Below are 26308 nucleotides of genomic sequence, written 5' to 3'. Positions count from 1 at the left end.
AGTCATGTTATTACGGACGTTGGCGTCGCTTGGGCGTCAGGGTATTTCCACCAGTGCGGCGTTTGGACGCGCCGGGTTGATGTTATTTAATGCGCTGGTGGGTAAACCCGAATTCAGAAAACAGTGGCCGTTGTTGGTGAAACAGCTTTACAGCGTGGGTGTACAGTCGCTGCTGATCATCATGGTTTCCGGCCTGTTCATCGGCATGGTGCTGGGGTTGCAGGGCTATATCGTCCTGACGACGTACAGCGCTGAAGCCAGCCTGGGCATGATGGTGGCGCTGTCGCTGCTGCGTGAGCTGGGTCCGGTGGTGACGGCGCTGCTGTTCGCCGGACGTGCCGGTTCCGCGCTGACGGCGGAAATCGGCTTGATGAAGGCAACGGAACAGCTCTCCAGCATGGAAATGATGGCCGTCGATCCGCTGCGCCGTGTTGTGGCGCCACGCTTCTGGGCAGGGCTCATCAGCATGCCCCTGCTGGCGGTGATTTTTGTCGCCGTAGGCATTTGGGGTGGCGCGCTGGTCGGTGTGGACTGGAAAGGCATCGATAGCGGGTTCTTTTGGTCCGCTATGCAGGGCGCGGTTGACTGGCGTCAGGATGTCTTGAACTGCGTGATTAAAAGTGTCGTATTTGCGATTACTGTGACCTGGATTGCACTGTTTAACGGCTATGACGCGATCCCGACGTCTGAAGGGATTAGCCGTGCAACGACCCGAACCGTCGTGCACTCGTCGTTAGCGGTACTGGGATTGGATTTTGTGCTGACAGCACTGATGTTTGGGAACTGAGTCGATGCAAACAAAGAAAACTGAAGTCTGGGTTGGTGTGTTTATGTTGATCGCGCTGGCTGCCATCCTGTTTTTATGCCTGAAAGTGGCGGATCTCAAGTCGATCGGCAGTGAGCCGACGTACCGTCTGTACGCGACATTTGACAACATTGGCGGGCTGAAAGCGCGTTCTCCAATCAGAATTGGCGGCGTGGTCATTGGCCGCGTGGCGGATATTTCGCTGGACGAGAAAACCTACCTGCCGCGCGTAGCGATGGATATTCAGCAGCGCTACGATCATATTCCTGATACCAGTTCTCTGGCCATTCGTACTTCTGGTTTGCTGGGCGAACAGTATCTGTCACTGAACATTGGATTTGAAGATGAGGATATGGGCACCACGATCCTGAAGGATGGCGGTGTGATTCAGGACACCAAGTCAGCGATGGTGCTTGAAGATCTCATCGGTCAATTCCTATATAAGAGCGGCGGTAATAGCGAAGATAATGCCGGTCAATCGGGTACAGAGCCGGGTGCCGATCCTGCGGCAACCTCTGAGCACCATAATGAACCCGTTCCTTCACATCCATAAGAGGATATCTGCATGTTTAAACGTTTACTGATGGTAGCTTTACTGGTGGTGGCACCATTAGCCAACGCGGCGGATCAAACGAACCCTTATCGTTTGATGAATGAAGCAGCGGAAAAAACTTTTGACCGCTTGAAGAGCGAGCAACCAAAGATTAAACAAAGCCCTGACTATTTGCGTACTGTCGTGCGTGAAGAACTGCTGCCGTATGTTCAGGTGAGATACGCCGGTGCGCTGGTTCTGGGGCGTTACTACAAAGACGCGACACCGGCACAGCGTGATGCCTACTTCAAAGCGTTTGAAGCTTATCTGGAGCAGGCTTACGGTCAGGCTTTGGCGATGTACAACGGCCAAACCTACCAGATCGCCCCTGAACAGCCGCTGGGCAATGCCGATATTATTTCTATTCGCGTGACCATCATTGATAACGGTGGTCGCCCTCCGGTGCGTCTGGATTTCCAATGGCGTAAGAACAGCAAAACTGGTAACTGGCAGGCGTACGACATGATTGCCGAAGGCGTCAGTATGATCACCACGAAGCAAAATGAGTGGGCGACCATTCTGCGTCAGAAAGGCGTTGATGGCCTGACTCAACAGCTGGAATCCTCAGCGAAGCAGACCATCACGTTGGATCAGAAAAAGTAATTTGGGTATGAACATGGCTAACGCATTGAACTGGCAGGCGCAGGACGACACGCTGGCGTTAACGGGCGATCTGGATCGTGAAACGCTGTTACCCTTCTGGCAGCAGCGTGAATCGCTGCTCGTGGGTAAAACCGTGTTGGATGTGTCGGGGTTAAACCGCGTTGATTCTGCCGGGTTGGCATTGCTGATGCACGTTTATCAACAGCCGTCTTCAGGCCGTGAGATAACGATTGTCGGCGCCAGCGATCGGTTAAAAACGCTCATTGCGCTCTATAACCTGAATGAAATCATTCCAGTGTCTTAAACGGTAACACGGGTTACCGGATACGCCCCTTTAGGCATTGTCTGAAGGGGCGTATTCTTTGTTTAAGATAGCGCCATATTCATCTAAGATACCTCCCTGTAAATCATCTCCCCCTGACATAGAAATCGAGAGCGATGGAAAATAACGAAATTAAAGACGTGCTGATGAACGCATTAGCACTGGAAGAAGCCCATGTTTCTGGTGATGGCAGCCATTTTCAGGTCATCGTGGTGGGCGGACTTTTTGCTGGAATGAGCCGAGTCAAAAAACAGCAGGCCGTTTATGCGCCGCTGATGGAGTACATCGCGGATAACCGCATTCACGCACTGTCAATCAAGGCCTATACGCCGGAAGAGTGGCAACGCGACCGTAAACTGAACGGCTTCTAAATACTCTCCGTGTGTGAGCGGAGATAAATCGCCTGTATCAGTGTGATGAAATAGTGAATTAAGACATCGAGATACAAAGACTATGGATAAATTTCGTGTTCAGGGCCCAACCCGCTTAGCGGGGGAAGTGACCATTTCCGGCGCCAAGAATGCTGCGTTGCCCATCCTGTTCGCTGCATTGCTCGCAGAAGAACCGGTAGAGATTCAAAACGTACCGAAGCTGCGCGACATTGATACCACCATGAAGCTGCTTGGTCAGCTGGGCGCGCGCGTTGAGCGTAACGGCTCTGTCCATGTGGATGCCAGCAATGTAAACGTATTCTGTGCGCCGTACGATCTGGTAAAAACCATGCGTGCATCCATCTGGGCTCTGGGGCCGCTGGTGGCGCGTTTTGGTCAAGGCCAGGTATCGCTGCCCGGCGGCTGTGCGATTGGTGCACGTCCGGTAGATTTGCATATTTACGGCCTTGAGCAGCTCGGTGCACAGATCGTGCTGGAAGAGGGTTATGTAAAAGCGACGGTTGATGGTCGTCTGAAAGGCGCGCATATCGTGATGGACAAAGTGAGCGTGGGTGCCACGGTCACCATCATGAGCGCGGCGACGCTGGCGGAAGGCACTACGATTATTGAGAACGCGGCGCGTGAACCGGAGATTGTCGATACGGCAAACTTCCTGAATACGCTGGGTGCGAAAATCAGCGGTGCAGGTAGCGATAAAATCACCATTGAAGGTGTTGCGCGTTTGGGCGGCGGCGTGTACCGCGTGGTGCCAGACCGTATTGAAACCGGGACATTCCTGGTTGCGGCTGCGGTATCTCGTGGTCAGATTATCTGTCGCAATACCCGTCCTGATACGCTGGATGCGGTATTGGCGAAGCTGCGTGAAGCGGGTGCGGAGATTGAAATCGGTGAAGACTGGATCAGTCTGGATATGCACGGTAAGCGTCCGAAAGCGGTTACCGTTCGCACGTCGCCGCATCCGGGTTTCCCGACTGATATGCAGGCGCAGTTTAGCCTGTTGAATCTGGTCGCGGAAGGAACGGGCGTGATTACCGAAACCATCTTCGAAAACCGCTTCATGCACGTGCCTGAGCTTATCCGCATGGGCGCGCAGGCGGAAATAGAGAGTAATACGGTGATTTGCCACGGCGTTGATAAGCTGTCTGGTGCGCAGGTGATGGCGACGGACTTACGTGCGTCAGCCAGTCTGGTATTAGCCGGTTGTATCGCGGAAGGCGTGACGATAGTGGATCGTATTTATCATATCGATCGTGGCTATGACCGCATCGAAGATAAGCTGCGTGCGTTAGGTGCAAACATCGAGCGCGTTAAAGAGCACGAATAAGCGTTTCTGTTGTTCATCTTCACGATGATGTTTTCAGCCGGGTGGGTTCCCACCCGGTTTCTTGTTTGCCTGCCGATAGTGCTTTATCAGCTCGCCTCGGATGCCGCTATTGAGTGGGAAACTCCTGGATCGTCATTTGTAGCGTGATTTGCTTAGTATCGTTGTTATCGTTATTACGCTCAATCGTGACGGGAATGACGGTGCCGGGGTGTATTTCCGAAACCTGTTCCATGGTTTCAATAATTGAGCGTGCAGGCTTATTGTTTACACTCACGATGACGTCTTCGACACGTATACCCGCTTTATCCGCCGGCCCGCCAGGGTCGATAGTCTGAACGAGAATACCGCTTAATCGCCCCTGAACACCACGATTGTTGGCCAACGTGCTGTTCTCTATATTCTCGATCTGTACGCCGTTGACGCCAATATAGCCACGCACCACGCGACCATCGCGGATGAGCTTGCCCATCACCTTGGTAGCCAGCGCCACGGGGATCGCAAAACTAATGCCTTCCGGCGTTTCGCCGTTGCTGCTTTTATCAAAAGATAGGGTATTAATACCGACCAGTTCGCCGAGCGTATTGACGAGCGCGCCGCCGGAGTTGCCGTGGTTAATGGACGCATCGGTCTGCAGCAAGTTTTGGCGTCCGACCTGGCTTCGCTGCTGGCCATAAGCGCTGAGGCTGACGCGACCAGTGGCACTGATGATACCCTGCGTGATGGTCTGCCCCAGATTATAAGGGTTGCCGATTGCCATCACGACATCACCGACGTGCGGTATGCGGTCTGCATTTATCGGAATAACGGGCAGATTGACGCCATCAATTTGCAACACGGCCAGATCGGTCAAGGAATCGGAACCGATCACACGGGCTTCGTACAGCCTGCCGTCTGACAGTTCTATCTGGATTTGTTGCACGTTATTAATCACATGCTTGTTGGTTAAAATATATCCTTTTTCATTCATGATGACGCCAGATCCCAGGGGATGAATAGCGACTTCACTGGGTTTTTCTTGATTGGCAACCCGGTTGTAAATGTTAACCACAGCCGGTGCCGCACGGCTGACTCCCTGATGGTAGCTGATAGGCGAACCATCAGTCTGTCTGTCGCTGCTTTTCAGAAACGACGTACCAGACCCGATAAAGGGGAGTATGGCCAGAATAATACCGGCGACGAGGGCACCAAAGAGTGCTGAACGTAATAACTTAGCAAGCATGGCCGTGATTTACTGTGGAAAAGGGAGGTAGTGGAGAGGATATCATGAGAAGTTCGGACACCGCATGATTCGGTGTCCGATTTTTTATTTCACCATGATTCCAGCACCTAACTTCGCTGGACTACGCCACAGTCTGATACAGCAGGTTTATCAATAACTTAGGCGGATTCATCATATGCCGGTGCTTTCTGAAACTTGACCCGGCTTCCACCCGCTTGGCTCCCAACAGGCTCCTGGAAATCGGGCTTTCCGAGGAGTCATCATGGCGAAAATCAAACTCACCAAGTCCGCAGTCGATGCGGCACAAGCCCAAGCGCAGCCAGTCGAACTGCGCGATACCCTGGTTCCCGGCTTCCTGTGCAAGATCACCCCGGCAGGCCGCAAGGTGTTCATGCTCCAGTACCGCACGAATGCCGGAGAGCGGCGCAAACCTGCCTTGGGGCTCTATGGAGAACTGACCGTCGAACAGGCTCGGTCGCTGGCGCAGGAGTGGCTGGCGCAAGTGCGCCGAGGTGGCGACCCTGCTGCAGAGAAGGCTGCAGCGCGTCAGGCACCCACGGTCAAGGAGCTGTGCATCAAGTTCATGGAAGACTACTCCAGCCAGCGTAACAAGCCTAGCACGCAGGAAGGCTACCAGAGCGTCATTGACCGCAACATCATCCCGATGCTTGGTCGCATGAAGGTGCAGGATCTGAAGCGGCCTGACGTGGCTTCGATGATGAAGAAGATGGCGCACAAACCCGCCGATGCGAACCGCACGTTCAGCGTGATGCGCAAGATGTTCAACTTGGCTGAGGTATGGGGCTATCGCCCTGACGGCACTAACCCATGCCGCCATGTGCCCATGTACCCGAACGGCAAGGCGACTCACCTCATCAGCGACGAGGAAATGGGCAAGTTGTTTCGCTACCTTGACCAATTGGAGGCGGAAGGCCTGGAGCATGTAGTGATCCCGCTGGCCATCCGCCTGCAATTCGAGTTTGCCGCTCGTCGCTCCGAAATCATTGAGCTTCAATGGGATTGGATTGATCTGGAAAACCGGCGCGTGGTGTGGCCTGACAGCAAGACAGGCGGTATGTCCAAGCCCATGAGCGAAGAAGCCTATCGGCTTCTTTCAACAGCCGCCCGCAATGCTATGACGCCCCATGTGCTGCCCTCTCCACGGCATCCAGATCGGCACCTGAGCGATGGCGAGTATTACAGCGGTTGGACTCGCACTCTGAAAGCCGCTGGTGTAACGCATGTGGGTACGCACGGCATCCGCCACCGTTCGGCGACGGACATTGCCAATTCGGGCATCCCAGTGAAGGTCGGTATGGCGCTGACGGCGCACAAGACCGTGGCGATGTTCATGCGCTACGTCCACACCGAAGACAAGCCCGTGCGGGAGGCCGCCGAGTTGGTGGCGAACCGGCGCAAAGCGCTAACCTGTGTCAAGCAATCACCTGCGGAGGTGACAGCATGACCAGGCGAAAGGTATCCATCACGTCACCAGCAGAACCGACGGCGCTGCTGGGGGACATTCGGGCACTGATCGAGACATCGAAGCAGCGCGTCGCCTCAACGATCAATGCCGAACTGACCCTGCTATTCTGGCAGATTGGCCAGCGCATCCATACGGAGGTGCTTTCCGGGCAGCGGGCCGGGTACGGCGAGGAAATCTTGCCGACTCTGGCCGAGCAGCTTGCCCGCGACTATGGGCGCGGCTTTGGGGAGAAGAATCTGCGTCGGATGGTCAAATTCGCCGCCACGTTCCCAGAAGAACAAATTGTCGCGACACTGTCGCGACAATTGAGCTGGTCGCATTTTGTCCTGCTGCTGGCACTCAAGGAACCGCTCCAGCGGGACTACTACGCGCAGATTGCAGGTGCTGAACGCTGGAGCGTGCGAACTCTGCGCGAGCGCATTGACTCGATGCTGTACGAGCGCACGGCGTTGTCGCAAAAGCCGAAGGAAACCATCGAGCGGGAGCTGGCGACCTTGCGCGACGCGCAACGCATGACACCGGCGCTCGTGATGCGCGACCCGTACATCCTCGACTTTCTGGGAATGCGAGATAGCTGGCAGGAAAGTGACCTAGAGGCGGCCATCATCCGTGAAATGGAATCCTTCCTGCTGGAGCTGGGTGCGGGCTTCTCCTTCGTCGCCCGACAGAAGCGCATCCAGATCGACGATGAGGATTTCCACCTTGACCTACTGTTCTACAACCGCAAGTTGCGGCGGCTGGTGGCGGTGGAGTTGAAGATCGGCGAGTTCAAGGCGGCCTACAAAGGGCAGATGGAGCTTTACTTGCGCTGGCTGGACAAGAACGAGCGGGAGCTGGCGGAAGCCTCGCCGCTGGGGATCATCCTTTGCACCGGCAAGAAGCGCGAACAGATTGAGTTGCTGGAACTAGACAAGTCGGGCATCCACGTCGCCGAGTACCTGACAAGCTTGCCGCCGCGCGCAGTGCTAAGTGAGAAGTTAAAGCAGGCAACTCAACGGGCACAATTGCACATCAAAACGCCAACTAAAACTTCGTGAAGAAAAAAGCAAAGTTGTATGTCGCACTGTCGAAGTTTTTTAAACAGCATACCCTCATGAAGATATGACGTATCAATTCTTAAGCCCTAACCGAGAGAGTCCTTAGAGTTAATCTGATCGCTCAGAAATAAATTGCAAAATTCACATCAAACGAATCGTGGTGATTTCATACTCTTCAGGCAGCCATACCCCCCATCCTTGCGGAACCATAACTTGCATTAGCGCCATGTTAAATATGGATAAGTTCTTGTAGAAATCGTCATCAGGGACAACCTCGAGATTCTCGAGGCATAAATCAATTAAGTCTCGCCACTTGAAGTACTCCTCAAAAAAACGAATCTGCGATATCTCCATCCAGTATATTTCGATGAGATCGAATCCTCCTATTATTTCGGGGTCGAAGCAGTCCAGGTTGTGTTCAGGATAATCCCTGAGACATTTTTTGCAGCCGTATTCGAAACATAGCTTATTACCCTTTTTTACAAGGGTAACCATTGAGCGAGGGAGATTCTCTTTTGATAAAATATCATTACATCCACACCTCATTACACAAGGTAGTGGCTTGTATACCATGTTTGTGTTCACATGGTGATATAGGTCGTGCACTTGCTTGAAGTACTTTTCCAGAACAAATCCCATCATTGTAGGGATTATGTCTAAGATGTTTGTTTTGTAGTACTCGACCACTTTAAAATCAAGCTCGCGAAGCTTGCCAAACTTTTTTTTCAGGCCTGAAGTTACTGATGACGAGTAGAATGCTATAAATCCCGAGCATGAATTAAGCTCCATGCGATCTCGAATGTCTTTTTCCTGCGAAACACCAATAGCCTTCTGATGGTGTTTGCAACTTACAACAAATCTCTGTCCACCTTTCTCGACAAGAAGATCCACGCCATCATCGCGCCCCACAGATGGCCCGAGAGCTATTGTATAGCCAAGATGGAATAGAACATCTTGAGCAAAATTCTCCCAATCTTCATCGTTGAGATCCTTGAATACATCCCTCATCCGTCTACTCCAGAAAACTACCTGCATGTGCAAAAAACCAACCAGGCATTGGAAATGTAAATTTAAAAAGTTATTGCCTCGATTTTTCTTCCGAATAGTGGGAAGCAATAACCTAATTAAAATAGCACCCGCTTTAATGCAGGGTTCATTATTGGATATTTTGCTTTCGCCAGTTGTCAACAGCGATCATTAGTCGATTCTCTTCGACTGGGATCTGCCATTCATCCCAAAAATTAACAGTCCCGCTATTCGGCTTATTTTGTGGCTCGTCGATTCTGATGCGGCTTGGCAATAAACTGGCATCACCAACAACCAAAGCCTCGCCAGTGTCGAGCGTAGGAAGGATATCGCTGAAGCCGCCGAGGCTATCAGGAAGTAGACGTTTAATAACTCCTTGATCTTCAGCATTGGTTAGACGCATAGATACAAAGTTACTGCACTGGCTAAGCAGTGTTTTGTTTACTTCGGATGGACGTTGGCTGATTACAACCAAGCTAACGCCATATTTTCGCCCCTCTTTGGCGATGCGCTCGAATATATCCAGTGAAATATCGTCGGCAGAATCTGCCATATTGCGCTGCGGCATATATAGGTGCGCTTCATCACAAAGAAGCGCAATAGGGTGGCGAAGCTCTGATGGCGTCCACTGTTGGACTGAGAACGTAACTCGTGCAACGAGGGATACGATTAGGGGCAAGACGTCCGAGGGAACCTCGGAGAAGTTGATGATCTTGATTCCTGCTTTCCCGTTCTCCGCAGTGCTCCCAAGAGCAGCGCTGGCAAATTTCTCAAGCCATGTGAAATCAAGAATATCTCCGCCGCCATTGAACATAAATCCGAGGCGTCGATCGGAAATTTTGTTCTCAAGGCGAGAAATCATGCGTGCGAGCTTTCCGAAGAAGTCGCCTTGCTTGTCGCCGCGCGAACCAGGAACCATTTCGATGTTTATTTCATTTAGTCGCGACATCAGGAAGTTAAGATCAAATGGCACAGGGCTATCTACAGTAAAATGCTTAAGCAAGTCCTGTTGTCCATTGTCTTCAAGGTACTTCCTCTTAGCCTGATTAATCTCGCGAGCCATAATCATGGCTTGGTTCGGGGCATTTTGGTCGCTGCGATCCACAAACATGGAAACTAGCGCCTCATAAGAAAGTAGCCAATAAGGCAGGTAAAGCACACCATCAGAAATAGTGCGTTGGGCTTCAACATCTGCAGGCCCAGCAACCTTGAAGTGCTGAATGCCAGGCCCCGTCAATGGCGCATATTCTCCGTGGAGGTCGAAGACAATGGCGTTCGCTGTAGAAAGCCCTGACATCTGCTCAATAATTTTGGCCGTTGTCCAAGACTTCCCAGACCCTGTGCTCCCTCCAATAAAGGCATGGCGCTGGAAGAATTTATTTCCATTAAGGTAGGCTACTGCATTGTCATCCAGAGTGTATTTGCCGAGCGTCAATGCATTGCCGTCGGCTGAAACACTGGAGAGCGTGCGCATAAATCCAGTGAGGTTCTCGCCTTCGAGAGCGAAGCAGTTTGCATCTATTTCAGGAACACTTTCGAGTGTTCGACGGAAAACATTCTCCTTGGAACCATCGCGATCCAGCATGGTTCCAATTAATGCAATGCGGCACAGATTCAACTCTGAATTCTGATCTACGATTCCGTCATCAGAAAGATTCTCAATGCCGCGCTTTCTTGTCACTTGCGTAATAAGACCAATCAGGTGCTGTCCTGGCTTGCTACTCTGGAGTACAGCGAGGTGATTAACCTGAAGCCTCTTCAGATGAGACACATTCTCGACGTCCACGATGACATTCGTGGTGTCAACCGAGGCAACCTTCCCGAGCGCTTCTTCATCCCTAAAGTTGAATATTGGCATATGTCCTCTCTACATGATGAGTGATAAGTAGCCCTCAAGGCTCCAGATGTTTTTCTCTACTGTAACTGCAGAACTGCTAAGGGAGGAGTAGACAATAGACTGATTGTCTGTTTCTCCTCGCTCTATGGCTAAATAATTTTGTGCTTTGCCGCCAAGGATAAGTCTCTTAGCTGACTCCGAAAGCGCGTATGTAATGATGGTGACTGGTGCGCCATGCCGCTGACATTTGGCCATAAGTTTTGGCTGGATATGTTCATCATTGAATCCATATCCGACGCACAAATATGATCCGGCCTCGTTAATGGCTACGTCTGCATTATTTATAATTGAGCGAAATGGCTCAAGATGCGTCTTCTGATACTTTTGCGTGCCAGGCGTGACAATCTGGGGGCTGTAGTTTTCAGGTATTTCTTGTGAGCCCGAAATTGCGACAGTGTCCTCTAGTGGGGACTGGAACCAGTCTAGAGAGCCATGTACTTTCCAAATATTCACTCTGCGCGAGCAGGTCAGTTCATCGGGCGTGGCCAGTTGACGGAAAAAACCGTGTGTGAAACCAGTGTAGTGATGGAGCCTGCTTTGCTCGCATGCGTACTCTGCCAAACGATCATAATTTGTAGTGATGATATTTATTTTTCTTAGGCTTGTTTTGAACATATGTTCAAGCAGACGGCTCAGCGGGAACATCGAGCTATTTTGCAAGCCACTCTTGAAGATGCCGCAGTCTTCATGGTTTATAAGTAACCAAGTGGAATTTATGATTCTGCACGTCAGCACTTCAGATACTGCTACTCGGTGGAGAGCTGCCTCTAAATCCACGCCTTCTGTCAGTGTCTGACAGAACATCCCCCAGGACTCCATCTCAGCATCAGAGAGCCCTGAAACGTCAGTATTCTTTATCAAATGCTGCGCAAGCCCCCACATGCCAGACATTCCATGGGCAGCCGAGGCTCCACTACCCAAAATAATAATGGGAGCCTTGCCGTAGTAGTCCTGAGCTTGCTTTTCGTAGTTGACATCAGACAAGGCTCTATCCTTTTTATATTTGAGATTCCTGAACTGGAAAGAAGTTATTCGGTTGTAGGTGCTTACAAATAGATAATAAGCCAAGAAGAGCCTTGCGTCTCCGCTTTGCGGACCGCGCTGCTCCAGGTTCGCTCTTCGCTCATCCCTGACGGGACTGGCATTCGCCAGCCTTCCACATCCCTGACGCCTACGGCCCGGCTTCCAGCTTCGGGCCTGCGCGCTTCGCTTGCGTGCGGCTTGCACATCACGGCGGCCGTTGCCATGTCCAGCCGTCTCTCCTGACTCCATCACCTTGCTCGCGACTGTAGCCCGTGGCCGCGTGCCGTCAAGGCGCGCCAGGCCGTGTCCTCGGCTACGCCTGCGGGCCGCACCTACCTGCCGCCTTTCTCCTTGACGGCCCACGTCCGTGGGCTCCTGACCGTCGCGGGCGATGAACTCAGGAAAGACGGTGGCAACAGGGCCAACCTGGTTCCTCGTGCCAACCGCACCGAACAGCCGAAAGGCTGGGCTCCGAATCTAGGAATCCGGTGTGCGGTTTGAACAGCAAACCCTTTTCGTCAGGAGAAAGACCATGCTTGCATCCCGTTTCGCATCACGTTCCCCGGTTCTGCGCAGCGATACCCCGCTGTCGGACGACCAGATTCACCGCGTGGCCCCGTCTATCTTTGCGGAAGCGCCCCACGAAAGCCGTTCCCAGCGTTACGCCTATATCCCCACCGCCACGGTGCTGACCGAACTGCGCAAGGAAGGGTTTCAGCCTTTCATGGTGACGCAGACCCGCACCCGCCACCAAGACCGCCGCGACTACACCAAGCACATGATCCGGCTACGCCACGCCAGCCAGATCAACGCCCGAGGCGAGGCCAACGAAATCATCCTGCTGAACTCGCACGATGGCACCAGCAGCTACCAGATGCTGGCCGGGATGTTCCGTTTCGTGTGCAGCAATGGGCTGGTGTGCGGCGATACCGTGGCCGATGTGCGCGTGCCGCATAAGGGCAACGTGGCCGGACAAGTGATCGAAGGTGCCTATCAGGTGCTACACGGTTTTGACCGTGCGCTGGAATCCCGAGAATCCATGCAGGCCATCACGCTGGACGAAGGCGAAGCCGAGGTGTTCGCCCGCGCCGCGCTGTCGCTTAAGTACGACGACCCGGACAAGCCCGCACCCATCACCGAATCGCAAATCCTGATGCCGCGCCGGTTCGACGACCGCCGCCCGGACTTGTGGAGCGTGTTCAACCGAACCCAAGAGAACCTGACCAAAGGCGGTTTGTCTGGACGCAGCGCCAACGGACGCCGCCAGCAGACCCGCCCGGTGCAGGGCATTGATTCGGATATTCGCCTCAATCGCGCCCTGTGGCTGCTGGCCGATGGCCTGCGCCAGTTGAAAGCCTGATTTCCCTGCGCGGCAGGGGCAGGCAGCAACCCTTGCCGCGTCATTCGCTGCTGCATTCCATCATCGCAAGGAGTTTTCACCATGAACGCCATCAACCACACCGAAGCCCAAGCCATCCACGGCACGGCCAACGCCGCGCCTGCCGTGCTGCTGGAAGCCGCCGACCCGAGCAAGAATCTGATTCTTGTGTCGCTGTCGCGGCTGGTATCGCGCCCCACGGGCCGCAACGTGCGCAAGACCCCGCGCATGTCGATTCCCGAACTCGCCGCCAGCATCCAGCGTGTCGGCCTGCTGCAAAACCTGATCGTGACCGCGACCGCTGACGGCGAGCGTTACGAAGTCGTGGCCGGAGGCCGTCGCCTTGCCGCCCTCAAGCTGCTGGCGAAGAAGCGCCGCATCAGCAAGGAATGGGACGTCCCTTGCCTGCTGGTGGCCGATGGCACCGCCCGCACCGCCAGCCTGACCGAGAACGTGCAGCGCGAAGCCATGCACCCCGCTGACCAGTTCGAGGCATTCGCCGCGCTTGTGGCCGAAGGCCGACCCATCGAGGACATTGCCGCCGATTTCAGCGTCACGCCGCTGGTGGTGCAGCGCCGCTTGAAACTCGCCAACGTGTCGCCGCGCCTACTGGCCGACTACCGGGCCGAGGCCGTGAGCCTTGACCAGTTGATGGCCCTTGCCATCACCGACGACCACACCGCACAGGAAGCCGCGTTCTACGATGCGCCGACATGGCAGCGCGGCCCGCACAATTTGCGCGACCGCCTGACCGAGCGAGAGATTGATGCCCACCGGCATCCGCTGGTGCGCTTCGTTGGACTGGATGCTTACGAGGCCGCAGGCGGTGGCACCCGCCGCGATCTGTTCGCGGAAGCCGATAGCGGCGTGTATCTGACCGATGCCACGCTGCTGGAACGGCTGGCGCAGGACAAGCTGGCCAGCCTTGCCGCCGAGGTGAAGGCCGAAGGCTGGGCATGGGTGGATGCCACCCCCGGCACGACCCATGCCGACCTGCAAGCCTTCCAGCGCGCCCCGAGGCAACGCCGCAGCCCGAACAAGCGCGAGGCCCAACGCATCGAGAAGCTGCAAACCAAGATGCAGGCGCTGGCCGAGGCCGTGGATGCCGCCTTGGACGCCGACGACGAAGAAAAGGCCGATGTCTTGCAGCAGGAAGGCGAATACCTGGGCGAACAGTTGCAGGCGTTGGAAGATGGCTTGCAGGACTACGGGGAAGTCGTCAAAGCTGCCGCCGGTGCCATCGTCACCATCGACCGCAACGGCGAGGCCGTGATTCATCGTGGCCTGCTGCGCGAAGCCGAGGCCAAGGCACTGCGCACGCTGGAACGGCTGCGGCAAGGTTTCGGCAGCGAGGGCGAAGCCGGGAACGACGACACCGGCGAGGAAGCCGACGACGCCCCTAAGCCCGCCGCCATGTCCGACCGGCTGGCGCAACGCTTGAGTGCCCACCGTACCGCCGCGCTGCAAATCGAAGTCGCACGGCATCCGCAGGTGGCGCTGGCCGCACTGGTGCATGGTATGGTGCAGACTGTCTTGCAAGGCAGCCACTACGGCCACGATCTGCCGCTGGGCGTGAAGCTGACCCAGCAAGATCGGCTGGAAGGCATGGCCCCGGACTGGCCGGAATCGCCCGCCGCCGTGGCTCTGCGCGCACTGCAACAGGTAGCGGGTGAGGCCTTGCCGGAGGACAGTGCCGAACTGTTCGCCGCACTGCTGGCGAAGCCGCAGGATGAATTGGTGCGCCTGCTGGCCGTATGCGTAGCATCCACGGTCGATGTGGTGACGCCCCGCGCCACGCAGCGCCAGCCGGGTGCCGAACTGGCGCAGGCCGTGGCGCTGGAGATGGCGGCATGGTGGCAACCGACCGCAGATGGCTATTTCCAGCATGTGCCGAAGGTCGCGATTCTGGAAGCCGTGGGCGAATTCGCACCGCAGCACGTCACCCGGCTGGCGAAGTTGAAAAAAGGCGACATTGCCAGCGAAGCCGAACGGCTGGCCGATGGCACCGGTTGGATGCCTGCCATCTTCGCCGCCGAAGTCACGCAGCAGGCCGCGCAGGAGGTGGTGACGGACGAGGCAGCCGAAGCACCGGAGGAAGTCGCCGCCGTGGCGGATGAACAGACGCAGGCCGAGGCACTGGCCGCTTGACCCCGCACCACAGATAGCGCCCCGGTTCCGGTCGGGGCGCTTTCATGTCGAGGATTCCCCCATGAGCCACGACACCACGAACCGCGCATGGCCGCGACTTACGCCCCCGGCACGATACGCGCCCGCCGCTGGCATGGCGATAGCGACGTGCGCGGCTACCGTCCGCCTCGCGGCTGGAGAGCCCGTGCCGACCTGACCGACCTACACCCCATCACGGGCCGCGCCTTGCCGCGTGCCATATGGCGGATCATCGAAACCAAAGAATAGGAAGCAACCCCGCGCCCAAGCCGTTCCGTCTTGGGCGCGGGGAATGCCAAAGCTCCGTGCGCTGCAGTGGCCGCACCCGGTTTCAAGGCTCAAAGCCAAAACGCCCCTTTGCCGCCTTACCGAAGGCGGCAAAGGGGCCGCGCACCAGTCGCCTTGTGCGCAAAAGTCATTGAAGTCATGCAAGTGCAGCGGCGCACGCGCCGCCGACATTCCGACAGCACCTCGCCGCAATGGGCGGCGCTTGTGAGGCTAAGCCCCGGCTTGCTGCGGCAGGTTGCACGAAAGCGTGCCGTGCTCGACGCTGGCGGTTCGTTGCCTGTACGTCACGAAAGACGGTTCACCGACACACCACCTGGCCTCGATGTGGAGCTTCCACGCCACGCATCAAGCATGTGGTCGCAAGTTGTGGCAGGAGCGCTCGTACCTTGTCGCTGGGGCATTGACCTGGCCGCGTTAGGGCGCAAGCCGGTGAAGCTGCCATGCGAGGATGCCGAGTCGGTCATGTCTCCATTCGGGAGAGGCGGCCCGTGCGTCCTTGGCTTGTCGTGAATCCTGGCGTTGGCGCGGCTGCGCCTTGGGCTTTATGACTGCAACCTGGAGGCGAAAACAATTTCCCCTGCGCTGCGCGCATTCCTCGCGGGACAAATTCTTTTCGCCTCCAGGTTCTCCACGGTGTTGCGACCGCTGCGCGGTGCCGCCAGCCCATCCCCCGCCGGGCGGATCACAACAAGAACGCACTGGCGCGACCTTGTTCAACCCGAAAGGAGAAATCATCATGGCTAACATCGGCACCTTCACCGCAGAGAAAGACGGCCTCACCGGCACGCTTCGCACCCTGACGCTCAACATCAAGGTCAAGCTGGTTCCCAGCGACAAGGGTGACAACGAGAGCGCACCAGACTACCGCCTGCAAGCGGCTGGCCACGATATAGGCGCAGCGTGGAAAAAGACCAGCGAGGCCGGACGCCCCTATGTGTCCGTGACCCTGGACGATCCTTCGTTCCCTGCAACGGTCTATGCCCGCCTGATCGAAAACGAGGATGGCACGCATGACCTGATCTGGTCACGCAGCAAGCCCAAGGCGGCGTAACCACCTCAGCGCCTCGCCCACTATGGCGAGGCGCTTGGCTTACCTGCTCACTTCATTGGGGTGAGCGGATTCACTAAACACCTGCAAGACAGGGGCCAGCACCAACTGCCCCACGGCATAAAGGCCAGGGCCTCTGCCTATGAGTTCCGCAATGCGTTCCTCGTGGAGTACGCCCGCTGCGCAGTCTTGCTCCATCTGTGCAACTAATGCGGATTTGGCCAGGGCTAACGTGGCCTCGGCCTGCTGCGATAGACCGCTTGCTGATTGAGCGTCATATGCAATCAGGTTATCTAGCACTGGGGTAATGCTTCCCATGCCGCCTTTGACCATTTTCGCCCGTAAGCCTTCAACGACAAAAGTGACCAAGCGCCAAATTTGCTGTGGTTGTTGGTCAAGTTCCTTTTCGATCAGTGTTCGCGCTTCAAATGGCGACAAGGTGGAACATGGCGCGAGCGCCATACTCATGGTGCGAGCCAGTTTGAGGAGTTGATGTTCTTCCAAGCGTTCCAGCAGGTTTGCGAATGCACGCTGTTGCGTGCCGTCGGCGAGCGCATTCGCAAGCCCTTCGGTAGAGTGTTCTGGCACTTGAACGCGGCCTAGCGCTGAGAGCACCTGATGTTTGTCGATATCGTGTGGCGGATGCTCCGCGAGAGGATCAATGTCCACGGTCACTTCTCGCGTGGCGGAACCCTGCGGTGCCGTGCCCAGGTGTACGGCAAAGGTTAAAGTGGAGAACAGCGCGACACGGCCGTAGATTTGGCCGTCAAAGCCATCAATACCAACCGTCACTCGATGCCCAAATTCAAACTTGTTGGCGCGCGCTCCGGCGGGCGGGCTGAAATCCCACCAGATCGGTGCCGTGCCTCCAAAGGGCTCCAGCGCAACCGTCACCGCCGCGCGTGCCTCGATCAATTCCTCGCGCTCTTCCGGCTGCTGTTCGCAGCCGCCCAGCGCTGCGACCTTGGCGATGGCTTGCGTGTAGTTGATGAAGTTGGAAAGCGTCCCTGATCGCGCGAGCTCTGGGAATTCCTGCGCGAAGAATGTCTGCGTCATGTACGCGATGGCGCCCAGACCACAGGCACCGCCAAATTTGCGCTTATGGTGAATGGAGCCGGTGATATACGGCCGAGCGGAGGGCTTCGACAAGGGTGTCCACTCGTGTCCATCGTCCTCCATCTTTTTTGCGAACTGTTTGACGGACTGCTGGTTGGGAAATGCCAGATGCAACTCTTCACCTTCGCCAACTGCGGTGCGGGAGATGACGCGGGGCTTCGTGAATTTGATCTCCTTGGCAGAGATCGAAACGGTCTCTCCCGTCAGCGTGTGCTCGCCATAGGCAGTTTTGGGGTGCTTGGAGTGATCCGGCCGAACGCCCAAGTATGCATTGAGGAAGTCGAGCTGCTCGGCAATCTCATTGACGAGACCCGAATAGCTGTTGTCGTGCTTGGGGCAATAGATGCCGGAGTTGACCCGCCGGCCTCCAAGAGACGCCGGAAAAACGTGCTCCCCAGAGCCTGCGGCCTGTCCGCACACGATGCATGTCTTCGCCATTGAGTTCCTTTCCAAAGTTGCACCACGCCAAGCGAAGCTATGCGATGCAGAGTCAATTAGGCACTTCGCCCAGGACTTCTTCAACGGCCCCCATCAAGTGGGCGACGCTGAGCCCCAGCGCACGCGCGATCTTGAAAATAATCGCCAGCGTGGGCATGTGTTCACCGCGCTCAATCTTGCCCATGTGAGAACGCTCGATACCGGCTTGATGTGCCAAGGTTTCCTGCGCCACGCCTCGCTCGACCCGCAGTGCGCGCACCACCGCGCCGAAGGCCTGGGCCAGCTCGGCGTCGAAGGTGGTGGAGCCGGTCGGTCGGCCGCGTTGGACGGTTCGCTTCTGCATAGGCAGAAGCGTCGATTCGCAGCACAATTAAAACCACGTTATATTTAACTCATTCATCCAATCTCACCTGTTTTTGTGCCTTTACTGAAATCCGCATCGGCGGCTTTCTTTAAAAGCGGAGAGCCTGATCCGTGTCTTTCCTGACTTCCGTGCATGTGCCTTCGTGCCTCTACGTCTCTGCGGATACGTGGGATTGCGCATTGGTGCTTTCGTTGGAAGGCGTGAAAGCGCCTCTGCTGCTCCGTACATCCGTGGGAGTACGGCCATGACTTCACTCATCACCGCCGACGAGCGCATGCACCTGCTGGCCAACGGACAGGCCCGCGCCGCCGGACAGGACACCGATCCGCTGCCCGTGGTGCGTCTGTTCACGCCAGATGCGCATGCCACTTGGCTGCTGGCCTCGCTCGACCCCGCCGATGGCGATACTGCCCACGGCCTGATCGACTTGGGGATTGGCATGCCTGCGCTGGGAACGGTGAAGCTGTCCGACCTGGCCGCCATCGTCGGGCCGCGCGAGCAGCCCGTGATGCGGGATCGCTACTTCCAGCCGGTGCGGCGGCTGTCGGAATACCTGCGGCTGGCCGAAGACAACGGTTCGATCACCGATTGAGCGCCACCGCAAAGCGAGGCGCACTGTGTCTATTTCGGTCTGGTCTGTGACCCGTTCGGTCTGAATCGGCAGTGTTGCACCGAAGCGGTGCGTGCCTGATCGAAACGGTCATGATGCTTGGCGCGGGCTGCGGCAAGCTGACCGACGCGGCATGCCATGGAGTGCGTTGCCGCCGTCGCACTCGGACGATTTCAGCAACGCATCGGAGTTCATCGGTCTTGACACTGCCAGTTTACGCTTCACCCATGACGTTTTGACGATGGCCTCGTAGCACGCTGTTTCGCCGTGGCGACGCACCCCCAGCACAGGGAGGTTGCCTCATGGCTGATCGCAGTGCCGAGCCGTGGTATGCCACGGCGGCCTATCTCTACGTTCTGCACCTGGATGGCCCGGCGCTGGCCTGGGAGTACCTGCGCCGTCATCCAGACTATCGGCACGACTGGCTGCGCCGTCGTCGCCAACCGGATATTGCCGGGCATTGGGGGCTCCGCCTGCTGGAAGATCCCTCTCTGGATGCGCGAGACGCGCACCCGGCCTGGTTCCCCGATCACGATGCCGTGGTGCAGCTCTACCCAGATGCAGATCCGCCGCCCGATGCCCTGTGCTTTGAGTTCTGGAAGCTGCCGGGACACAAACACCTGACCCATGACGGCAAGCGCCTGGTGCTGGTGGCGCGCTGGCCCGGCTGCTGCCTGCGTTTCGTGCTCGCGCCAGGCTTGGCCGATGGCATGGCTTACGCCTATGCCATCCGGGCCTGCGCCGCGCCTTGCGAACGCTATGCGGCCCTGGCGAGCGAATTGAACAAAATCGCCGTAGCCGCCGGTGCCGCACCTGCGGCGACCGTCCGGCCACGCCCGCCGCTGTCCGCATTGCTGGAACTGCACACGCTGCAGGCGCTGGACGCGACCTTGGCGGGCGCGTCCTTGCGCGAAGTCGCCGAAGGGCTGTTTGGTGTGGATGCCGTTACCGCCGACTGGCACGCCGACAGCGCTCTGCGCGCCCGCGTTCGGCGGCTGGTACGCCGGGGGGATGGGCTTATGCGCGGCGGTTATCGCCGTCTGGCACAGCTTCCGGCTGTCACTTCGCATGATGGGGGACGATTCGCATCCGCAGCAGAACGTCCCTGAGCAAGAGCCTCATGTTTCTTGAGACTGCCTCCATCCGGCCGCGCTTTGTGGCCGGACTTGATGGAGGTACATCCCATGCGACCCGCTCCCTTGCGGCCTGCCGCCGCTCCCGTTGCCACACCCACACAACCCCAGCGCTATCTCACCAACGATGAGGCTGCCGACTACCTGCGCCTGTCACCACGCACGCTGGAGAAACAGCGCGTCATCGGTGGTGGCCCGAAGTTTCGCAAGTTCGGTCGCCGAGTCATGTACGCCGTGGCCGACCTCGATGCCTGGGCGGAAACGCGTAGCTTCGAGACCACTTCCGACCCCGAATATGCCGAGCACCACTCGGCTGACAGCCGTGCGCGCTGATCGGCATGTCGTCGGTGGCCATCGCCATGTCCCGCCCACCAAGGCACGCCTTGCAGCAGCGCGAACAGCTCGACCTGTTCCGCGCACTGCCGGGCGAGGACATGGCACCGCGCGATGCCCAGGACTTGATGGCCTATCCGTTTTTCTCGCTGGCGAAGTCGCGCCGCACCGCGCCAATCGACTTTCGCAGCGGCAACATCACCATCCGCGTGGAAGGCACACAGGAACATGGCATCGCCACCATCTGGGATGCCGACATCCTGATCTGGGCCGCCAGCCAAATCGTCGAAGCCAAGGACGCGGGCATCCAGCCGTCCCGGCGGATGCAGGCCACGCCCTACGAGATCCTGCGCTTCATTGGGCGTGGCAAGTCGCTGCGCGACTACCAGCGCCTCAAGGCCGCGCTGGATCGGCTGCAATCGACCACGGTGGCAACGTCCATCCGCGAAACCACTGGAAGGCGCTTGCACCGCTTTTCGTGGATCAACGAGTGGAAAGAGCTGGCCGATGCCAACGGCACGCCGCTGGGCATCGAGCTGATCCTGCCGGACTGGTTCTATGCGGGCGTGCTGGACGCCGCCCTCGTGCTGACCATCGACCCGACGTATTTCAGGCTCACGGGCGGGATCGAGCGCTGGCTGTACCGCTTGGTGCGCAAGCATGGCGGCAAGCAGGAACACGGCTGGCAGTTCGACTTCCGGCACCTGCACCGCAAGTCGGGCAGCAGCACGCGGTTCTCGGATTTCGCCTACGACCTGCGGGCGCTGGTCGCCAAGCAATCGCTGCCGGGGTACGAACTGAGCATCGTGCGGATTCCCGAGGACGACATGGAATTGCTGACCTTCCGGCCCGTGCCGCAGACGGCACGGGGATAACAGCGGGACAAGCTGTGGATGGGGTCGTGCTATCAGGAGTAAGGGGTGTCGTGCTATCGGGAGTACGCCTATCGTGCTATCAGGAGTACGAAAACGCCGGAAAGCTAGTAGCGGCGCGGGTTTGCGATCCCTCTAACATTACTAACTTAAATTCTCTAACTATTGGTAGAGAAGCAACATTGCGGTGGACAACTGCCGCAGGCCGGAAAACCAACCAGGAAAAGCCGCAAAAACTACCCCGTTCGGCACGGCAAAAACAGGCCGGTCTTCCAAGCTGGAGGGCCACGCCATGATCGTCGCCTTGCTCAACCAGAAAGGCGGCGTCGGCAAGACCACGCTCGCCACGCACATCGCGGGGGAGCTGGCCTTGCGCGGCCAGCACGTCGTCCTGCTGGATGCCGACCCGCAGGGTTCATCACTGGACTGGACGCAGCGCAGAAGCCAGCAAGGCTTGCCCCGGCTGTTCAGCGCTGTGGGCCTGGCGCGCGAAACACTGCACCAGGAAGCCCCAGAACTCGCCAGGCGGGCCGATCACGTCATCATCGACGGGCCACCCAGGATCGCCGCCTTGGCGCGTTCTGCGCTGCTGGCGGCCGAACGGGTGCTGATCCCGGTACAACCCAGCCCCTACGACCTGTGGGCCAGCGCCGAGATGGTGGCGCTGATCCGTGAGGCCCAGGTGTTCCGGCCTGCGCTACGCGCGGCCTTCGTCATCAACCGGCGCGTCAGCACCACGGTAATCGGGCGCGAAGCACGACAAGCCTTGGCCGAACAGCCGCTGCCAGCGCTGCGTAGCGAGGTGCGCCAGCGCATCGTCTTTGCCGACAGCGTGGCTGCGGGTCGATTGGCGCGGGAGACAGCCCCCGATAGCGCGGCAGCGCAGGAAATCACCGCGCTGGTCGATGAGCTGCTGCGGTGGCCGTCATGAGCGACAACAGCAACCCACCCAACGGCAAACGCGCGACCAAACGGGTCGGCATTGGCGTGCGTCCGCCCGCCAATCCGCACGCCGAGGCGTGGATTCGCCAGGGCGATGCGGATGCGCTCAACAAGGGCGACCTCTACACCGCTCGCCTGACCCTCGACATCACGCCCGCCATGCGGGCACGCATCAAGGTGTCGGCCTTCACGCAAGGCGTGACCGTGGCCGACCTACTGCGCGGTTTGCTGGAGCGCGAGTTTCCAGAACACCGCAGGGAAAACACGCCATGACCACATCCGCATTGTCTGTTGCCGCACCGCCTGCCATCGCGGTCACGGCTGCGCACACAGCGCCTTCCAGCCAACCCGCCAGCGCGCCGCTGACGCGCGTGGCTCTGGCTTACATCGAACCTCGCTTCAAGCTCTACCTGCGCTTCGGCGAACCAGCGCGCACGCTCCAACTCGATCGCTGGCGGCGCTGTGCCATGTTCATGCCGGGTGCAATTCTCTGCCGCGTTCGTTGGCAGGCCAATGACTACGGCACGATCCGCTGGCAGCTCATGGTGATGCAGGCTGCTACACCGCTTGATGCCGTGCAGCGCATCCACGGCGTGCAGCCAGGCGCGTGCCTGCTACTGCATGCCGAAGGTGACGCTAATGTGCGCGCCGTGCTGGAACGCATCGACGGCATCGAGGCGCTGGGCATCGCTGCCATCGACGTGTCGCCTGCGTACTGGCGCATGGTCGCCAACCGGCTCGCCGCGCATTTGCCGTTGCCCGAATACACCGCCGAGCGACACGCCGCCCGGCTGGCCGGGAGGGCGCTGCCATGACGGCCCATTCCACCGCTGCACGCACGCCCGAATCCGCGTCGATTCCTCGCTCACGCCTGCGCGCTCGCCTCGTGTTAGCGGGCTTCGCCGCCGTCAGCCTCGCTGCGCTGGCTTGGGCGGCTTTCGTGCAGCCGCTGCCGCGCCTGATCTATAACCCGTCCGACAGCGTTCCGGTCGGCTGGTATCGCGTCGATCCGCAGCGCCACGGCGCCGACTCGCTACCACGTCCCTTCTCCGTGGGCAGCGTCGTCATGACTACATTGTCGCCAGATGTTGCCACGCTCGCTGCGCAGCGCGGCTATCTGCCGGCACACGTTCCGCTGCTCAAACGTGTGGGCGCGGTCGCGCCGCAACACGTCTGCATCGTCGCCGGTCAGGTACGCATCGACAGCGTGCCGATGGCCGCTGCGCTGCCTACCGACCGGCTGGGACGACCGTTGCCATCCTTGCAGCTTTGCCGTCGCCTTGAGGCGGGCGAACTGTTCCTGTTGAGCGTGACCAATCCGGCATCGTTCGACAGCCGCTATTTCGGGCCTGTCAGCGCATCCGCCGTGATCGGCGTTGCGCATCCGATCTGGGTGGAGACACGCCCATGATGGCCGCCGATTCGCTGCACGTTGCCGTGCATCTCATCGTGCCATCGGGCGTGTCGTCCTGCTGTTCGTCGCCGTGTCGTCGCGCGTGCAGTGCGGGTGCATCCGCGTCGCACTTCGCGCTGTATCCGGCGCAGCCGTCCAGTGTGCAGGCATCTTGCCTCGAACGTGCCTGGCCTGCGGCCATCGGCGCGTTCGCCGGCGGGCTGGCTGCAAGCAGCGCAGCGCCGCCGGGCCGCCGACGCCCGGAGCGACAGCGAGGGGCAAAGGCGGAAGGCAAGACAAAAGGACGCGGCACCGGGCCGCATCGAAAGCCTGTCTGCACATGGGGGTGGCGCGGCACGGTGCGGCTTCGCCGTCGTGCCGCGTTCGGCGCGAGGGTCGCGCCAATGCAGGCATGTCCGCGTGCTTCGCACGCCAGGACACGCCAGAGCTTGCAGCGAGCACAGCCATGACCGACCGCCGCGACGACGATTTCCGGGTGCGCCCGAGCGCCCCGAAGAACCGGGGCAACGGCCAAGGCCAGAGCTTCGTTTCCAAGGTGCTCAAGCAGTCGGGCAAGGCCAGCGGCGGGAAGTCGGCGGTGCGCCATTCCGCCGCGTCCGGCGGCCAAGGCCAGCGGCCCGGCTCGCGCTTGGGGCGCGGCCATACGGCGGCGCGCTTCGCAGGCGCGAAGCTGACCCCCATGTCGCGGCGCGTGACTATCAAGACGCTGCTGGTCAATCAGCGCAACGCCAGCCCACAGTCGCTGGCGAAACATCTGCGCTATATCGAGCGCGATGGCGCGGGCCGCGATGGCGAACCGGGCCGGGCCTACGGGCCGCAGGCCGATGAAGCCGACCTTGATGCCTTCAAGGAACGCTGCCAGGACGACCGGCACCATTTCCGCTTCATCGTTTCCCCGGAAGACGGCGCGGAACTGGACGACCTGCGCACCTATACCCGGCATCTGGTGAACCGCATGGAAGCCGACCTGGGCACGCGGCTGGATTGGGTGGCGGTCGATCACTGGAACACCGACAACCCGCACACCCATCTGATCGTGCGCGGGCGCGACGACACCGGCAAAGACCTCATCATCGCCGGCGACTACATCGCCCACGGCTTCCGCCACCGGGCCGCCGAACTGGCGACCGAATGGCTGGGGCCGCGCACCGAACTGGAGATCCAGCAGACGTTGGGGCGCGAGGTGGAACAGGAGCGGTGGACGAACCTGGATCGCACCCTGCAACGCGAAGCCGGCGACGATGGCCGAGTGCAGATCGAACAGTTCAACGCACCGGTGCTGCAACGCCAGCGTCTGTTGCTGATCGGCCGGCTGCAACGCTTACAACGGCTGGGCCTGGCCGACGAAATGCAGCCCGGCATCTGGGCCGTCCATGCCGATGCTGAGAAGACCTTGCGCGCCTTGGGCGAGCGTGGCGACATCATCCGCACTATGCAGCGCGCCATGAGCGGCCAGCAGCGCGAGCTGGCAGTGTTCGAGCCGAGCCAGAATGATGATGGAGGTGGCCGCAGCATCCTCGGCCGCGTGGCTGCGAAGGGGCTGGCCGACGAGCTGCACGACCGTGGCTATCTGGTCATCGACGGTGTGGATGGCAAGGCCCACTACGTCGCACTGAACGCCCGCGACGAGCTGGCGAACTATCCCACCGGCGCGGTGGTGGAAGTGAAGGATTCGGCCAACATACGCGCGGCCGACAAGAACATCGCCGCGCTGGCGAGCGATGGCCTGTACCGCGCCGACCATCACCTGGCCATCGAACAGGGCCGGGCCAAGGCCGGACGCGATCCGCAGGAGGTTGTCGCTGCCCATGTCCGCCGGCTGGAGGCCCTGCGCCGCGCCGGCATCGTGGAGCGCGTGGCCGATGGACTCTGGAAGGTGCCGGACGACCTGGCCGAGCGTGGCCGCCAGTACGACGCGCAGCGGCTGGGCGACGTGGCGGTGCAACTGAAATCGCATCTTGCAATTGAGCGTCAGGCCCGCGTGATTGGGGCCACCTGGCTGGACCAGCAACTGATCGGCGGCGGCCGTGGGATGGGCGACCTCGGCTTTGGCGGTGACGCCAAGCAGGCCTTGCAGCAGCGCATCGACTTCCTCGAAGAACAGGGACTGGCGCAGCGGCGTGGGCAGCGTGTCATCCTCGCACGCAACCTGCTGGGCACGCTGCGCAATCGGGAGATCGCGCAAGCTGCCGAAGGAATTGCCATTGCAACCGGCCTGGAGCATCGTCCGATTGCGGATGGGCAAAGGGTGGTCGGCATCTACCGGCGCTCCTTGATGCTTGTGAGTGGCCGCTACGCGCTCCTGGACCATGGCAAGGAATTCAGTCTAGTGCCGTGGCGGCCAGTAATCGAACAGCGGCTAGGGCAGCAGATTGCTGCGACAGTGCATGGGAACGGGGTCGCGTGGGATTTCAGAAAACAACGCGGCCTGTGAATTGGATAGAGTAGGCACCACGAAATAATTCTTTTGGCGAGCAAGA

Annotated in this window: 27 protein-coding genes; 21 read left to right on the top strand and 6 right to left on the bottom strand. The window is 58.7% G+C overall.

Features of this window, described 5'->3' with window-relative positions:
- Positions 1–4 precede the first annotated feature (4 nt).
- The 6 genes from mlaE to murA all read left to right on the top strand — a co-directional run bounded on the left by mlaE (position 5) and on the right by murA (position 4038).
- On the top strand, positions 5–787 hold the full coding sequence (mlaE, locus tag AB8809_RS21815; protein ID WP_012773003.1) for a lipid asymmetry maintenance ABC transporter permease subunit MlaE: 783 nt from the start codon (positions 5–7) through the stop codon (positions 785–787).
- 4 nt (positions 788–791) lie between these two features.
- Positions 792–1358 (top strand): outer membrane lipid asymmetry maintenance protein MlaD, encoded by a 567-nt coding sequence (gene mlaD, locus AB8809_RS21810; RefSeq protein WP_012773004.1) that lies wholly within the window; start codon positions 792–794, stop codon positions 1356–1358.
- A gap of 12 nt (positions 1359–1370) precedes the next feature.
- Positions 1371–2000: a phospholipid-binding protein MlaC gene (gene mlaC, locus AB8809_RS21805; protein ID WP_012773005.1), complete on the top strand. Its 630-nt coding sequence runs from the start codon at positions 1371–1373 to the stop codon at positions 1998–2000.
- 13 nt (positions 2001–2013) lie between these two features.
- The gene (mlaB, locus tag AB8809_RS21800; protein ID WP_181829986.1) at positions 2014–2304 is read left to right on the top strand and encodes a lipid asymmetry maintenance protein MlaB; all 291 of its coding nucleotides are present in this window, start codon (positions 2014–2016) and stop codon (positions 2302–2304) included.
- 134 nt (positions 2305–2438) lie between these two features.
- Positions 2439–2693, top strand: coding sequence for a BolA family iron metabolism protein IbaG (gene ibaG, locus AB8809_RS21795; RefSeq protein ID WP_010280170.1), 255 nt, complete (start codon positions 2439–2441; stop codon positions 2691–2693).
- Between the two features lie 82 nt (positions 2694–2775).
- Positions 2776–4038, top strand: coding sequence for a UDP-N-acetylglucosamine 1-carboxyvinyltransferase (gene murA / locus AB8809_RS21790; protein ID WP_012773007.1), 1263 nt, complete (start codon positions 2776–2778; stop codon positions 4036–4038).
- Positions 4039–4144: 106 nt separating this feature from the next.
- Here murA and degS read toward each other — a convergent pair whose 3' ends face one another.
- Entirely contained in the window at positions 4145–5257 is a 1113-nt protein-coding gene (gene degS / locus AB8809_RS21785) for an outer membrane-stress sensor serine endopeptidase DegS (protein WP_012773008.1), read from the bottom strand.
- 262 nt (positions 5258–5519) lie between these two features.
- On the opposite strand from degS, the gene AB8809_RS21780 reads away from it, so the two are divergent.
- The gene (locus AB8809_RS21780) at positions 5520–6722 is read left to right on the top strand and encodes a site-specific integrase (protein WP_349856764.1); all 1203 of its coding nucleotides are present in this window, start codon (positions 5520–5522) and stop codon (positions 6720–6722) included.
- Positions 6719–7780, top strand: coding sequence for a PDDEXK nuclease domain-containing protein (locus AB8809_RS21775; RefSeq protein WP_349856763.1), 1062 nt, complete (start codon positions 6719–6721; stop codon positions 7778–7780). Before AB8809_RS21780 ends, AB8809_RS21775 begins: the two co-directional genes overlap by 4 nt.
- Positions 7781–7921: 141 nt before the next feature.
- Here the strand turns inward: AB8809_RS21775 and AB8809_RS21770 are convergent, their stop codons facing one another.
- The 3 genes from AB8809_RS21770 to AB8809_RS21760 all read right to left on the bottom strand — a co-directional run bounded on the left by AB8809_RS21770 (position 7922) and on the right by AB8809_RS21760 (position 11687).
- On the bottom strand, positions 7922–8788 hold the full coding sequence (locus tag AB8809_RS21770) for a restriction endonuclease (RefSeq protein WP_010280436.1): 867 nt from the start codon (positions 8786–8788) through the stop codon (positions 7922–7924).
- Positions 8789–8936: 148 nt separating this feature from the next.
- Entirely contained in the window at positions 8937–10664 is a 1728-nt protein-coding gene (locus tag AB8809_RS21765) for an ATP-binding protein (RefSeq protein WP_010280433.1), read from the bottom strand.
- Positions 10665–10673: 9 nt separating this feature from the next.
- Positions 10674–11687, bottom strand: a complete 1014-nt coding sequence (locus tag AB8809_RS21760; protein WP_039320066.1) for an SIR2 family protein — start codon at positions 11685–11687, stop codon at positions 10674–10676.
- 571 nt (positions 11688–12258) lie between these two features.
- Here AB8809_RS21760 and AB8809_RS21755 point away from each other — a divergent pair.
- From AB8809_RS21755 to AB8809_RS21740, 4 genes are all read left to right on the top strand, one after another.
- Positions 12259–13086, top strand: coding sequence for a DUF932 domain-containing protein (locus AB8809_RS21755; RefSeq protein WP_010280429.1), 828 nt, complete (start codon positions 12259–12261; stop codon positions 13084–13086).
- A gap of 81 nt (positions 13087–13167) precedes the next feature.
- On the top strand, positions 13168–15252 hold the full coding sequence (locus AB8809_RS21750; RefSeq protein WP_349856762.1) for a ParB/RepB/Spo0J family partition protein: 2085 nt from the start codon (positions 13168–13170) through the stop codon (positions 15250–15252).
- Between the two features lie 87 nt (positions 15253–15339).
- Complete coding sequence (locus AB8809_RS21745; protein ID WP_349856761.1) at positions 15340–15519, top strand: hypothetical protein; 180 nt, start codon at positions 15340–15342, stop codon at positions 15517–15519.
- Between the two features lie 775 nt (positions 15520–16294).
- A complete protein-coding gene (locus AB8809_RS21740) occupies positions 16295–16609 on the top strand; it encodes a DUF736 family protein (RefSeq protein ID WP_349856760.1) in 315 nt (104 codons plus the stop codon).
- 39 nt (positions 16610–16648) lie between these two features.
- Here AB8809_RS21740 and AB8809_RS21735 read toward each other — a convergent pair whose 3' ends face one another.
- Both AB8809_RS21735 and AB8809_RS21730 read right to left on the bottom strand, forming a co-directional pair.
- Complete coding sequence (locus tag AB8809_RS21735; RefSeq protein ID WP_010280419.1) at positions 16649–18160, bottom strand: hypothetical protein; 1512 nt, start codon at positions 18158–18160, stop codon at positions 16649–16651.
- 52 nt (positions 18161–18212) lie between these two features.
- The gene (locus AB8809_RS21730; protein WP_349856759.1) at positions 18213–18503 is read right to left on the bottom strand and encodes a helix-turn-helix transcriptional regulator; all 291 of its coding nucleotides are present in this window, start codon (positions 18501–18503) and stop codon (positions 18213–18215) included.
- A 265-nt stretch (positions 18504–18768) separates the two neighbouring features.
- Here AB8809_RS21730 and AB8809_RS21725 point away from each other — a divergent pair, with 265 nt between their 5' ends.
- From AB8809_RS21725 to AB8809_RS21685, 9 genes are all read left to right on the top strand, one after another.
- Complete coding sequence (locus tag AB8809_RS21725) at positions 18769–19116, top strand: DUF2958 domain-containing protein (RefSeq protein WP_349856758.1); 348 nt, start codon at positions 18769–18771, stop codon at positions 19114–19116.
- A gap of 320 nt (positions 19117–19436) precedes the next feature.
- The gene (locus AB8809_RS21720) at positions 19437–20243 is read left to right on the top strand and encodes a DNA -binding domain-containing protein (RefSeq protein WP_349856757.1); all 807 of its coding nucleotides are present in this window, start codon (positions 19437–19439) and stop codon (positions 20241–20243) included.
- Positions 20244–20318: 75 nt separating this feature from the next.
- Positions 20319–20600 carry a helix-turn-helix domain-containing protein gene (locus tag AB8809_RS21715; RefSeq protein ID WP_349856756.1) on the top strand — a complete coding sequence of 94 codons (282 nt, stop codon included), beginning with the start codon at positions 20319–20321 and terminating at the stop codon, positions 20598–20600.
- A 26-nt stretch (positions 20601–20626) separates the two neighbouring features.
- Positions 20627–21475 (top strand): replication initiator protein A, encoded by an 849-nt coding sequence (locus AB8809_RS21710; protein WP_349856800.1) that lies wholly within the window; start codon positions 20627–20629, stop codon positions 21473–21475.
- A 289-nt stretch (positions 21476–21764) separates the two neighbouring features.
- A complete protein-coding gene (gene parA, locus AB8809_RS21705) occupies positions 21765–22403 on the top strand; it encodes a ParA family partition ATPase (RefSeq protein WP_046602333.1) in 639 nt (212 codons plus the stop codon).
- The gene (locus tag AB8809_RS21700; RefSeq protein WP_349856755.1) at positions 22400–22687 is read left to right on the top strand and encodes a chromosome partitioning protein ParB; all 288 of its coding nucleotides are present in this window, start codon (positions 22400–22402) and stop codon (positions 22685–22687) included. The genes parA and AB8809_RS21700 overlap by 4 nt, the downstream gene beginning before the upstream one ends.
- A complete protein-coding gene (locus tag AB8809_RS21695; protein WP_349856754.1) occupies positions 22684–23229 on the top strand; it encodes a DUF2840 domain-containing protein in 546 nt (181 codons plus the stop codon). The genes AB8809_RS21700 and AB8809_RS21695 overlap by 4 nt, the downstream gene beginning before the upstream one ends.
- Entirely contained in the window at positions 23226–23825 is a 600-nt protein-coding gene (locus AB8809_RS21690) for a S26 family signal peptidase (RefSeq protein WP_349856753.1), read from the top strand. Before AB8809_RS21695 ends, AB8809_RS21690 begins: the two co-directional genes overlap by 4 nt.
- Positions 23826–24273: 448 nt before the next feature.
- Positions 24274–26262 carry a relaxase/mobilization nuclease and DUF3363 domain-containing protein gene (locus AB8809_RS21685; RefSeq protein ID WP_349856752.1) on the top strand — a complete coding sequence of 663 codons (1989 nt, stop codon included), beginning with the start codon at positions 24274–24276 and terminating at the stop codon, positions 26260–26262.
- Positions 26263–26308: the final 46 nt, after the last annotated feature.

The organism is Pectobacterium aroidearum (assembly GCF_041228105.1).
GTDB lineage: Bacteria > Pseudomonadota > Gammaproteobacteria > Enterobacterales > Enterobacteriaceae > Pectobacterium > Pectobacterium aroidearum.
Note: the sequence above shows the minus strand (reverse complement) of the source record. Positions and strands in the feature narration are given on the sequence as shown.